11 protein-coding genes are annotated in these 12,615 nt (G+C 61.5%); 2 read left to right on the top strand and 9 right to left on the bottom strand.

Annotation, left to right across the window (positions count from 1 at the left end):
* Positions 1-313: 313 nt before the first annotated feature.
* Complete coding sequence (locus AC0CH8_RS17745; RefSeq protein ID WP_465241021.1) at positions 314-1,141, bottom strand: hypothetical protein; 828 nt, start codon at positions 1,139-1,141, stop codon at positions 314-316.
* Between the two features lie 209 nt (positions 1,142-1,350).
* Here AC0CH8_RS17745 and AC0CH8_RS17740 point away from each other — a divergent pair, with 209 nt between their 5' ends.
* Positions 1,351-1,776: a hypothetical protein gene (locus tag AC0CH8_RS17740; protein WP_204200567.1), complete on the top strand. Its 426-nt coding sequence runs from the start codon at positions 1,351-1,353 to the stop codon at positions 1,774-1,776.
* Positions 1,777-2,138: 362 nt separating this feature from the next.
* Here AC0CH8_RS17740 and AC0CH8_RS17735 read toward each other — a convergent pair whose 3' ends face one another.
* The 5 genes from AC0CH8_RS17735 to AC0CH8_RS17715 all read right to left on the bottom strand — a co-directional run bounded on the left by AC0CH8_RS17735 (position 2,139) and on the right by AC0CH8_RS17715 (position 8,070).
* A complete protein-coding gene (locus tag AC0CH8_RS17735) occupies positions 2,139-2,453 on the bottom strand; it encodes a hypothetical protein (RefSeq protein ID WP_465241020.1) in 315 nt (104 codons plus the stop codon).
* A gap of 53 nt (positions 2,454-2,506) precedes the next feature.
* Positions 2,507-3,700 (bottom strand): hypothetical protein, encoded by a 1,194-nt coding sequence (locus AC0CH8_RS17730; protein WP_465241019.1) that lies wholly within the window; start codon positions 3,698-3,700, stop codon positions 2,507-2,509.
* A 44-nt stretch (positions 3,701-3,744) separates the two neighbouring features.
* A complete protein-coding gene (locus AC0CH8_RS17725) occupies positions 3,745-5,841 on the bottom strand; it encodes a GumC family protein (protein ID WP_465241018.1) in 2,097 nt (698 codons plus the stop codon).
* A gap of 133 nt (positions 5,842-5,974) precedes the next feature.
* Positions 5,975-6,691 (bottom strand): polysaccharide biosynthesis/export family protein, encoded by a 717-nt coding sequence (locus tag AC0CH8_RS17720; RefSeq protein WP_465241017.1) that lies wholly within the window; start codon positions 6,689-6,691, stop codon positions 5,975-5,977.
* Between the two features lie 59 nt (positions 6,692-6,750).
* Positions 6,751-8,070 (bottom strand): O-antigen ligase family protein, encoded by a 1,320-nt coding sequence (locus AC0CH8_RS17715; protein WP_465241016.1) that lies wholly within the window; start codon positions 8,068-8,070, stop codon positions 6,751-6,753.
* Positions 8,071-8,610: 540 nt separating this feature from the next.
* Here AC0CH8_RS17715 and AC0CH8_RS17710 point away from each other — a divergent pair.
* Positions 8,611-9,609: a sugar transferase gene (locus tag AC0CH8_RS17710; protein WP_465241015.1), complete on the top strand. Its 999-nt coding sequence runs from the start codon at positions 8,611-8,613 to the stop codon at positions 9,607-9,609.
* Between the two features lie 22 nt (positions 9,610-9,631).
* Here the strand turns inward: AC0CH8_RS17710 and AC0CH8_RS17705 are convergent, their stop codons facing one another.
* Genes AC0CH8_RS17705 through AC0CH8_RS17695 form a run of 3 tightly spaced genes read right to left on the bottom strand, consistent with a single transcriptional unit; the run spans position 9,632 to position 12,523 of the window.
* On the bottom strand, positions 9,632-10,432 hold the full coding sequence (locus tag AC0CH8_RS17705; protein WP_465241014.1) for a glycosyltransferase: 801 nt from the start codon (positions 10,430-10,432) through the stop codon (positions 9,632-9,634).
* 7 nt (positions 10,433-10,439) lie between these two features.
* On the bottom strand, positions 10,440-11,321 hold the full coding sequence (locus tag AC0CH8_RS17700) for a glycosyltransferase family 2 protein (protein WP_465241013.1): 882 nt from the start codon (positions 11,319-11,321) through the stop codon (positions 10,440-10,442).
* Positions 11,318-12,523, bottom strand: a complete 1,206-nt coding sequence (locus AC0CH8_RS17695; protein ID WP_465241012.1) for an O-antigen ligase family protein — start codon at positions 12,521-12,523, stop codon at positions 11,318-11,320. The genes AC0CH8_RS17700 and AC0CH8_RS17695 overlap by 4 nt, the downstream gene beginning before the upstream one ends.
* Between the last annotated feature and the right edge of the window lie 92 nt (positions 12,524-12,615).

Raw genomic sequence — 12,615 nt, 5'->3', positions numbered from 1 at the left:
ACCTCTTCCAGCCGCAGGAATGCGCCAACTACTTCAGCTCCTGCGGCTATGATCCGGACTGAACGGAATCCGCTCTAACATCCGCCAAATTGTAGGTTGGCTAGATAAGAGCTGCAAATGGTCGGTGCGATCCGGCGCTTTCAACCTCTGAGACGTCAATGTCGCTAATGTCCTGGATTTCGGACGTCGCATATGATGCCGCTTTTGCGACAGCCGCATGCCCGAACCTGGTGGAAGGCGGAACATCTGCTCTCTGGGCGAAGGTGGCTTACTCGCCGCTTTGGGACGTCGCGTCAGTGGCCCGAGCTAATTGCTAATTCGGCTTCGAAAGCATGATGTCACTTCCCTTTACCTGCCAAACTCTCTTGTCAGGCGTGGCCACATACAACGGCATGCCAAGGCTGTAGGAGGCGAACACATGGAGCTCGGTAGGAGCAGGATCCAACAGGTGATTGATCATGACGCCGACCGGTGTCGCACCGGCTGGCAGCTTGGGCACCTTCATGTTCAAGCAGCTCACGCTGTAGGGCCGATAGCTGAGAACCTTGCCGTCTGATCCCACCACAACACGGTAGTTCCCACCCAGCGGGTATGTTCCGGCATCCTGCTGGGCCGACAACAGGTAGACGGCAGTCGGGCCTCCGTTACGCGAGGGCAGAACGACGGTGTTGAAAGGCCGTGAGTTGCAGGGTCGATAAGATCGCTCTTGCGCTGTGACTGCGCCGATTTCCCGGGCACGCGCCAAAACAGTCTGTTCCCGCGTCAGAGCGATCGGTTGGGCAAGCACCTCGTTCCGGATCACTTTCCCCCCGCGCACGTCAGCGACGAAGAAGGCTTGCGCATCAGCAACCCCACCACGGTAGTAGGTGACGCGGAGCAACTGGTCGCCAATTTGCTCGACGATATAGCCGCCAGTTCCTGCGAGCTTTTCCTTTGGGATCTTCGCTGTGAGCGCATCCGAGCTGAGCCAAGCGGCACGATCGTATTCGTAGAGCATGCGCCCAAGGCTGGACGATTGCGCACGCCGTTGCTCAATCTGTGCAGATGTTGGTGCGGTACCTGGAGCGAGAGGAGCTGGAGGCGTGCCACCCGGTCCTTGTAAGCCAGCAATGAGAGTCCATCCGACGAGCGCCAGCAGCATCACGATCTCCTATCGAGCAAGGCTAGCCGAAGCGGAGCGTCCTTCAAGCCATTCCGGCGCGCAAAGTTGGCGTAGGGCTTAGGCAATATCCGCAATTGGGCGACACTGGCATGTCCGGAAGTGGTGGAGAGCGGACGGTTTGCTTTCGGGAACTGAAGGCCGGCAAGCTGCCGTTGCGCTAAAAGCCCTGCGCTGGCAGCATAACGGCTATGCGGATCGATCCCTCCGAATATGCGCGCCTGCGGTCGTGGTTCAGTTATATGGTTCCCAAGGTTTTCCCTTCGGACCTGCTCAACCCTGATACTCATCCGATAGCCATTCTTGACAGAATGGCAGTAAAAACACCGGCCAAGGCGCGGAGCGGCCTCGGTATGGCGATCGGCGACGTTGTGGATTTTACGAGTGATTGGTCCTCGAACGACGTGACCGCGTGCGACCACGAGCTCTTGCAATCGGGCTTACCAACACTGTCGGAAATACGCACAAGGTCTTCTAAGCTAGTGCAGCGAGTTGTTCGCCGGGGTCACATCAAAAGCGACGATGAATTCTACGCCCTTCGCAACGCCGTCGAGCAGCAGGGCGCAGACTGCGCGGGTTTATGGCGGCTACTGAAAGCATACGAGGCCGGTACCTGAACGGGCGACTGCTCTCGGGCAACGCGAACGCTGGCCTAAACGACCGCACTTAAGCGTTAGCAGACCGGCCGCTTCCAAGCGCTGGCATTGGCGTGTCGCAAATGTGCTGAGTTTCGCACTACCAGCGTAGCGACAAGTGAGGAAAACCGCTGACGGCTCCAACGACAGGATCGCACCGTCAAACCGCCAGGGATTAGCGCCTGCCCACTCGCTTATGATAAAGGACATTATCAAATATAGGTTGACAAAAGGGGGGAAGCTAGACACGTACCCTCCATACTGTTGTATCCGCGCTCACGCTCCGTGATGAAAAATGCGGAAAATCATCGAACGATGTCTTAGAATGCCCTGTCGGGCGAGCGTCACTGATCGGGAGGCGGCAAAGGGTTCTGCACGATGGTAGTCCTGCGCGAACCGTCGTCGTTGCGTGCCCGCAACGACGCAGTCGGGTCGACAAAGGCGGTATACCGTTCGACCCGCGTATTAAGCCGGTTGTTGATGCGGCTCTCGATCCGGGAATTCTGCCGCTGCACTACGCCGCGGCTGACTTCGGGGATGGCCTGCCGGTCTAGTCGGCTGCCATAGGCCTGCTGGGCGTCGCTCGACGTCGCCGCCTGTTGTGCCGCCGCGGGATCAACGGCCATGATCGCAGCCAGGAAGGCGACAACGGTTTTCACGATTCCATTCCATCCGTAGGGGATTCCATCGTCGCGCGTCCAGTGCTGCCACGTCAGCCGTTAGGGATCAATCGCACACGATCGATCTGTCCGGAGACGCCCGCAATCTCATCCGATTGTCTTGCCATCAGGGCGAGTATCTGAACCGGGCAGCCTGCCGAAACACGGAACCGTCCGGCGAAACTGCCACCCGCCTGGGTTGAATTCGGCACGACGACCCGGCCGAGCTCCTGCCCCCCCCGACACGTTAATACCCATTGCGGCCGGGTCGCTTCGGGTTGGTCGATGCCGGTACTATGGCCTTCAAGGCGATAGTCGCCCGGTGGTAGCATCTGAACCTGCTGCAGCAATGGTCCCGCCGCACCGGACAAAGTTGCGAAGTCGAAGACACCGCCATCCGCCCCGCGCTGGAACGAAGCCGCCAGATCAGGATCAGTCGATGCCTTCCAATCGAATGGTGACGGCGTCGTCAAGTTCGCGGCGAAGCCGGGATCACGTGACCGTCGTGGATCCGCCCCGCTGCGGACCGAGGCATAATAGCGCCAGGCATCGTGCACCGTAGCGTCGGCCATTAACCCGTTAATGACTGCCGCATCCGCCTCCGACGGGATCAACACGCCGACACGTCGCAGGCCGGTGTACAGGGCACCGCTCGAGCGCGCATCTGCACCGTTGCCGGCAAGATAGGCGATGAACTTCCCCGTCCAGGCAGGCTTGCGTGCCATAGTCGCGATCAAGCTGGTGCGGATCGCAGGATCGACGATCGCTCCCGCCAATACGGGAAACATCACATCCCCGGCGGTTCGCGTCGTCCGTAGGGCAATGTCGTAATGACGAAGCGTGCCGGGGACGTCACCCCGCGCCACGGCATCCTCGACGGCCCAGAGTTGCGTCGCAAAATTGCGCCGCGACAGAATTTGCGAATAAGCGAACAGCCGGCGGGCCGTAGGCATCTCGCCGCGCAACTGCGCTTGGAAACCAAGCACGGTCACCGCTTTCACCGCGGTCGGATCCTGCCGGAGAGCCTGTCGTGCCAGCTGTGCGGCGGTCGACCGGGCGGCACCCACCGGCCGTGCCTTAAAGCGCTCGTCCGCCAGCGTCGCCGTAATCTGTCCGTTGCCCGGCGCCAACGAATGCGCCAGCGCTGGATTTCTTCGGGCGATCGATTCAGCAAAGCTGTGTGTCACGGTCAGGTAGCCAATGACGGCGGCTATTAGCACGAGAACGCCGCGGATGGTCCACTCCAACGCCGACCGCCGGGGCAACAGGGTAGTGGGCCGCGCCATCCGCGTCAGGAATCCTTGCCCTTGGCGCTGTCATCGCGACCGTAGCCATAGCCATATTCATAGCCGTAGCCATACGATCCTTTCTTCGCCTCGAACTTAGTCAGCACTGCGCCGAAGACACGAGCATGCGCACCGCTCAATCGGGCCAGCGCCGTTTTCACCAAGGTGGAGCGGATATGGTGCGACTCCACGGCGTAGACGACGCCTTCGACACGGCTTGCGATCAACGGCGCGTCAGCCAACCCCATGACCGGCGGGGAATCGATGACTACGTGGTCGAAGGTTTCCAGCAGTCGATCGATCAGCACGGCCAGACGGTTACCGGTCAACAACTCCGCCGCGTTGGGCGGCAGCGGTCCCGCCGTCATGATCGCGAAGCCTAGATCGTCCAGCTGGACGATCAACGGTTCCAACGCATCTTGTCCTGCCAGAAAATTGCTGAGCCCGACATCGTGATCGATACCGGCCAGCGTATGGATCGAAGGCGACCGCATGTCGCCGTCGACCAGGATGACGGACCTCCGTGCGCGCGCCATCATCGTCGTCAACGCCAGCGCGGTGGTCGACTTTCCTTCGGCAGGACGCGTCGAAGTGACAGCGAGCGAGCGCGGAACGCCGTGTTCGGTTGCGAATGCCAAACTGGTCTGGATAGCGAGATACGCCTCCACCAGCTCCGATTTGCGATCGAGCAACGCATCGCGCGGCGCAACATCCTCAATTTTCGGCACCGTGCCCAACAGCGGCAATCCGAGGCGGCGCTCCACTTCCTGCGGGTCCGCGATCGCATCATCGAGTTGCTCGAACGCGAAGGCCAGCAACGAGCCGATGCCCAGCCCGGCGAACAACGCTAAGGCGAGGTTAAGTATTATCCGCGGACTAGAAGGTGCTTCCGGCACATCGGCGGGATCGACGATCGCAATGTTGTTGATGCCGACGCCGCCTGCAACGCCTATTTCCTTATAGCGCTGCAACAGCGCGTCGTAGAGTGCCCGATTAGTATCTACTTCTTGCTGGTAGATGTTATACTGGATGCTGCGGGTACGCAGGTCGAGAAAGTTGGATTTTAGCCTTTCGACGCGTGAACGCAATTCCACTTCGCGCAGTTCGGCCGACCGAAAGTCCGCCTCCGTCGATCCCGAGACGCGCGCTTCCTCGCGCGTGATGCTTCGGTCGAGCTGGTCGATCTGCGCCTGGATGGCGCGTGCCGGAGGATATTGCGGTTCGAACTGGGTCATCATCCGCTGATAGTCGGCGGCCAGTTCCGCACGCCGCTGGCGAAGCGAGTTGATCGCCTGGTTACGCAACGCATCGGCCGACGCGCCGCTCTTCCCCTGCTCGCGATAGCGCGCTTCGGCCTGTACGCGATCCGCGATTGCCTGCGACAGCGCGCTATTGAGCGCCTGAAGCTCGTCGACGACGATGGACCGTTCTGACGTCGCTCCCGACCCGCTCGACTGCCCGGGCAGATTGATGATGCGCTGTGCCGTGGCGTAGCCGACAAGCTGACGCTGGGATTCGTCGAGACGACCCTTCGCTTGCCCAATCTGACGCTGCAACAGGTTGCGTCCATAGGACGTCGCCTGGATCTTGCGTTCCAGGTTCGTCTGGATGAAATTGTCCGCATAGGCGTTGGCTACCCTGGCTGAGAGGCCGGGATTGGGACTGGTGAAGCGGATGTCCACCAGTCGCGACAGCTGCGCAGGATCGACCCGGAGGTGCGCGCGCAACAATTCGCCCGCGACACGCAGACGAGTCGGACGGCCCTGCGCGGTATAGCGACCGGACACCTGCTCGAACGCAGGACCATCGCTCTCAATGCCGAACATCTCAAAGAAATTGGCGTTGTCAGCCAAGCGAAGCTGGGCGGCGACCCGCTCGGACAGCGAGCGCGACTTCAACAGACCGTATTGCGTTTGGTAGAATTCCTGGTCGGCGATACTGGTATCGGGACTGACGCCCTGAAAGTTGGTGACGCGTTCTGACTCGCGCGAAATCTCGATCGTTGCGGACGCCGAATATTGCGGAGTCATCAACAACGTTATGATGAGCCCCAGCAAGCCGCAGACGGCGATCGCACCAAGGATCACGTAGCGCCAGCGCAAGGCGATCCGCAGATAGTAACGGATCAGCGGCGTCCCCTCCGCTTCTGGCGCGGGAGCAGCGGTCGATTGCAGGAAACCGCCGGGCGCGGCGCCGGCCGTAAGGGGCGAGGAAATCACGTTCACTGTACGAACCTTACTGCAGAATCGTGATCAGCGGCGCGGCAAGCAGCGGCGAGATCGAAACGAGATCACGGAAGAGGCGGCGCTGCGGCGAGTCACCGACGACGATTACGTCGTTCGCGTAGATCGGCGGATCGGTATATATGCCACGCTGGATCGCGCCCATGTTGTAGAGGCCAGCCATCTTGCGGCCGTTGACGGTCCGCAGGATGACTACGTCGTCCTGCCGCGCGAATTCGCTCAGCCCCTTGGCAGACGCGATCACGCGCATCAGCGTCATCTGGTTGGTCACCGGATACAGACCGGGTTCTTGGACTTGACCGTCGACTGTGGCGACTTGGCTCACCGAACTCTTAATGTTGACCACCACTTCGGGGTCACGCACGTAGTGACGTCGCAGGCTTTCCTCGACCGTCCGCGCCAGTTCTTCGGCCGTCTTCCCGCCGGCGTAGATGGTGCCCGCTAGCGGCATCGCGATGCGTCCGCTGGCGTCGACCTGCATCTCGCGGCTGGACTCGGGGATGTTGATGATCTCGACCTCGATCGTATCGAGCGGACCGATCAACGCTGGACGATCGGCCGCGACCAGATCGCCGCGGGTGGGAGCAGGAAGGATCGTGGCGTCGGGAACAACAGTCAGGTTTTCGGTCGAGCGAAGCGGCTCGCGCCCAGCGCATCCGCTTGTTGCGATCGCGATGCAGAGGGCGACACAAATTTCGCAGACGCGCATAGTAATCCTGACGTGAAACAGGGGCGCTATAGATGCTGCCCCCTGCCGGGTAAAGCAGCCTATGCCGCCGTGGCGGAGCCGCCCCGGATGTTGACGTCGCGCGTGCTCTTGCCCAGCCAGACCGCCGCCAGCGCGATCATCGCCATCATCAACGGCGTGCGGGCAGGATAATCGAAAACGCTGGCGACGACAATCAACAGCAGCATGGCGGACCCCAGCCGTCCCGGCACGTTCCGCATCGACGACGGTGCGCGCCAGATGCGAAGACTGGCAAACGCCCACCAGCCGAGCGCCGCGACCAGCAGCAGCAGCGCCGGAATTCCGCCGTCGAGCACCACTTCGAGAACGTCGTTGTGGGCGTGATTGAAATAGGTCGGCTTCAAGAGATCGAACGGCTCATGCATCCGGAAGATTGCATCGAAGCTGCCCATGCCCGAACCAAACGGCAGATACGTACCGATCATGTGCGTGACGACGGGAAATGCTCGCATCCGCATATCCTCGCTTGAGATCATCGCGATCGCTCGGTCGACGGATTGCGCGCGATCCGAGGCGATGCTGAGCCAGACGAGGACAACGACGAGCACCGGCACGCCGATCGTCAGCGCCGTGACGCCCCATTTCGGCATCCAGCGCAAGGCGCGGCGGATCTCTCGCCAAGTCATCGCCACGCCAATTGCGGATCCCAGCAGGCCCGTCGCGATACCCGCGCGCGATCCGCTGGCCAGGATGAGCATAAAAAAGAACATCATTACGGCGGCTGCGGACGGCATGCGCCATGACGCCTGATCCGTGTTTTGCGCTGCCCATACCGGCGCGATCAAACACCCCAGCGCCAGGAAAAGTGCGAAATGGTTGCGGTTCGCGAACAGGCCGCTAACCGCGCCGGAGGTATAGTTGACGAGCGGATCCGAAACCGGGCTCCCGGACACCTGCATGAGGGCGACCACCGCGGAGATACCCGCGATGGCCAGAACTAGCAGGATCACGCGTTCCCATTCGGATCGGCGCACCCCCGCGGCTAGAACCAGGACGGCCACGGGTATCAGCAGCGATCCGGCCGCATTCACGGTCGCGCCGGGTTCGATCGACATCGGTCGCCACGGCTGTGCGCCCGTCACCGCCTGCTGAAAGACCGCGCGTCCCGGAAGCGCCTGCCATACGCTGGGCGGTAACGGCAGGAGTTGCAGCAACGGCAGCGCCACGATCGCCGCGAGCAGCGCCGGAACTATGCGGGGTATTTGGTCTTCAGGACGTTGCGCCAGCAGGAACGTCGTCACAAGCGCCAGCGCGGCCGCGGCGCGAACCACCGACTGGCCAAGGACGTCGGGCCGGGACGCTCCCCCGGCAAGACAGAGCACGACCATCAACGTCGACAACAGGCCAAACGAAAGGCTAGGGCGTGCGCGGCGAACGGAGCGATGACGCGGCGACATGCCTGCCTTCTAGGCGATTATGCGATGGCGAGAAACCGTAAATGTGCCGACCGGGGCCCGCGATGCCGGACACGACGCCGCGCACGCGAAAGTACGCCGTCACGGTATTTACGAACGGTGACCGCGATCATATAGGCTTGTCGATCATGGATCTGAATATTCCTGTGGCCGCGTATAACAATGAAGCCCTTGATGTATAGGGATGCGTTACGGACTAACCGCAATGCGGGAAGGTCAGCTTTTTTCTTGGCGCGTTGGCAGTTCATGTCCTTGATCGTCGCGATTATATTGCTTCTTTTCTGCCTTCCCGTTGCGGTTCCATCGATGCGCGATAGCCCGATAACGTTGATCTACACTGCAATTGGTTGTTCAATTGCGTCGATACTTGGTATATACTTTCTTCGGGGCGTCAGGAACTATCCTGGTGTTGAGGAATCGTTCTACGCCGTGCCGGCTTTTTGCGTGGCGTACGGGTTATTGATCTTGATCCTGATCCTCGCCCGGATACCGTACAGCCGCCTCCTTCTCACCAGCGCCTTCGTGGTGAGCGTGACGGCGTCGTTCGCGATCCACACCCTCCTGCGCCGCCATCTGGTGCATCGCATCGGTATCGTCCGGGAAGGCGAATTTACCCGGCTGATGGAGACACCGGGGGTGGAATGGCATTTGTTGGACACTCCCGACACGCCGCTCGACGACTTGGATTCGGTCAGCGTGGACCTGTGGTGCGACCTATCCGACGAATGGGAGAGAAAACTGGCCTCGCTCGCGCTGCAGGGCATCCCGGTCTACCATTCCAAGCATTTGCGGGAATCATTGACCGGGAAGGTCGAGATCGAGCGGCTTTCGGAAAACAACTTTGGCACGCTGAGCCCGCTATACGCCTATATGTCGGTCAAACATGCGCTCGACTGGATCGCCGCCCTGGTGATCCTTGTCGTGCTGCTGCCGTTGCTGATCGTAGTGGGCATCCTGATACGGCTGGACTCTCCCGGCCCGGTCATCTTCCGGCAGACGCGCATCGGCTATCAGGGAAAGCCGTTCCGGGTATACAAGTTGCGCACCATGACCAGCGTTCGCAGCGGCGACGATCCGACGGCGCGCGATGCGGCGATGACGAAGGACAACGACCAGCGGGTGACCAACATCGGCCGGTTCCTGCGTCACAGCCGGATCGACGAACTGCCCCAATTGCTCAACGTGCTGCGGGCCGAGATGAGCTGGATCGGACCGCGCCCCGAGGCCGAGATCCTCTCGCGCTGGTACGAGCACGAAATTCCCTTCTATCGCTATCGCCACATCGTCCGCCCCGGCATCACCGGCTGGGCGCAGGTTCATCAGGGCCATGTTGCCAACGTGGACGAAGTCCGCGAGAAGCTGAATTTCGATTTCTATTACATCAAGAACTTCTCGCTCTGGATCGACGTGATCGTCGTGGTACGGACGATCAAGACCATGCTGACGGGGTTTGGCTCGCGGTGAGGCGGCGATCCCCGCTGCATCCTCAGTTACGTGGCCTGGCCAGGAAGTACCGCGCCACGCTCGTCAGGTGATAGCGCATGTGGCGCAGGCTCCGCCGGCTTGCGCGCGAAGCATCATGGACTACCGCGGTCGTACCGACCCACAACGACCGCCGTCCGTGGCGTCGGAGATGGCGCGATATCTCCACGTCTTCCAGGTACATGAAGAACCGTTCGTCGAACCCGCCGATCGCGCGATAGACCGTGGCAGGAAACAGCAGGAACATGCCTGCCAGCCAGTCCACCGGCAACACCGTCGCCACTGCGCGATAATCGGGGCCGGGCCGGTCGCCGGCCCCGCTACGCGACAACCGGCGCCCGATCAGCCGCGCGATGGATGGAAACCGCCGCGCACTGTCCTCTATTGTCCCGCCAGGCGCGAGCACCAGCGGCCCACAGACCCCGGCGTCGGGCGATGCCAGCGCCGCCACGAGGTCCGCCATCCGGAAATCGGCGAGCCGGATGTCGGGATTGACCACGGCGAAGAAATCGCCACGTGCGACTTTGAACGCGGCATTGTGATTGGCACCGAACCCCTTCGCATCCACGTTGCGGAGGACGGTCATTGGAAACGTCGGAGACGCGGGCAACCATTGCTCGTCTTCGGGAATGTTGATCGTGACGATTACCTCGAACGACGATCCTCCATGCCATTCTGCCCCGGCCAGATCGTCCAGCAGGCTGGCGACCAGCCGTCCCTGCCCATGGCTGACTACCGATAGGGAGATCGTACAGCCGGCATCGGAATCGGGATCGGCGGTTTCGAGATGGCGTGCAGAGGACATGAACCAGTTATCCGAACAGCACGAACAGCAGCTTGCGCGACGCATCGATCCCGGTGCGGTGCGCAAGCACAAAGCGAAGGCGCCGTACCCGCGATCGTTCGGTGCGCAGGAACGCACGCAGAACATCGTGCTGGGCGCCGGACATCCGGTCCCCGGCGGCGGCGAGGAACTGGCGCGCATGATCGAAGCGCGTCGTTCGCGGCGCGGCGCGGATCAGGCTGCGCGCTTTGTCGACGACCTTGCCCACCCCGGTACGAATGCCGACATGGTTGGTGGCATGCTGCCGATACTGGATCGACGACGCAGGATCGTAGACGATGCGCTCGCCGAGCGTCGCCACGCTGGCGAGCCACCAATCATGCATCAGCACCTGCGCATCGTCGCGTGGAAAGGGGATGCGGTGCAGGAACGCCCGGTTGACGACGCATGTGCACCCCGTCACAAAATTGCCCAGCAACGTCGCCGTGAACGACCTGTCGCCCGGATGCGCATAGGTCCCGATGAGGTGCAGGTCCTCGTCGACCAGATCGAGCGTGGAGGCATAGAGGCCGGGGCGGTCGGTTCCCAGCATCGCCGTCGCCCGGGATAGCTTGTCCGGTCGCCAGACATCGTCCTGGTCGCACAGCGCGATGAAATCGGCATCCTCCTCCCGCGCCATACGCAATAGCGCGAAGAAGCTACCGCGCGCGCCTAGGTTGGCTCCCTCCACGAGGCGTATTCGCGGATCAGCAAGGCTTCGGATGTAATCGACCGTTCCGTCGGACGAACCGTCGTCACGCACGAGTATCTCGATACTGCTGTCCAGCTCCTGCGCCAATAGCGACGCGATCTGCGCCGGCAGATAGCGCACGCCGTTCCAGGTGGAGAGGAGAATCAGTACCTTTGTCATCTCCGGGTATCGCCCGCAGGCAGCGCTGTGCCGCCACTGTGAGATCGACCGCTGCCCTGCGCACCCAGCGCGACGATAACCGCCATGACCGTCATCCCGACCAGGTTGATGAGGTAGGGATTGGTCGACGTCATCAGGAAGATCGCGGCGATTAGGCTGAGGATGCTCATCCAGTTACGGCTCCGCCGCATCAGGCGCGACGTCCACGCCAGCAGGACGGCGACGACGATCCCGCTACCGACGACGCCTAGCTTCGCGAGCAGCGCGACGTAGGTCAATTCGTAGCTGTAGGGAGCATCGACCGAGCGGATCACCACCGCATTCGCCCCCAACCCCGCACCGAACACTGGATATTGCCAGAACAACTGCATCAGCGAGAAATACTGAAGGTAGCGCGCGGAGGTGGCGCTGAGCTCGCTGCCGACCTCGAACACTCGCAGCCGCTGCATGCTGCCCATGTAGGTAAAGGCCACCCCGATGACGATTACCAGCAGCGGCACGGCCAGCATCGGCCGCTTGCGCAGCATCGAGATCCCGACGATCAATGCCCATACGCCCAGGAAGGCCCGCGTCCCGGTGGCAAAAATCGCCAGCGCATAGAAGGCGGACCAACGAAAATCGGTTTCCTCCCAATTATGGTAGCACAGCATCAGCGGGAACATGATGAAGTTGATGAGCATGACCCGGAACGACCCATCGTCCAGAGGGCCGATATAAACGCCCAGATCAGTGTCGTTCATCGAGATGTAAAAACTGCGCATCGCCAGCCCGACACCCACGTTTCCAAAGACGTTCGACGCGAACCACACCAGGATGACGATCGTCGCCATGACAACGATGCACCACTTGATGATCGTCATGTAGAACGCCGCCCCGTCGTGGCGGAACAGGTGATAGAAAGGCAGGACGAGCAGCAGTGCGACGATCGGCTGCACTTCGGCCAGCGTCATCTTCAGCTGGACGCCGGTGGCCTGCGGCACGATGCCGCCCCAGACGACCAGGAACAGCGCGACGCCCAGGAACAGCATCACCTGCCACGTCACGGCAGGCCGCTGCACGACGGTTGGCACGATCGACATGATGACGAGCAGCGCGATCAACACCCTGCGCAACGGGATACCGTAGGCGCGGAGCCCGAGTGGGCCGAGGAAAACAATATCGACGATCAACGCGATCGCCACGAACGACATCAACCGGATCATGCATGGTCCCTTTGAGCCCGGCGGGCCTGGAGATCGCCGCACTCCGTAGGCTGTCTTCGAAGATGCGAAAAGAGCGGGCTTATCGCTCGCCC

It is taken from the genome of Sphingomonas sp. AC435 (genome assembly GCF_979253005.1).
Note: the sequence above shows the minus strand (reverse complement) of the source record. Positions and strands in the feature narration are given on the sequence as shown.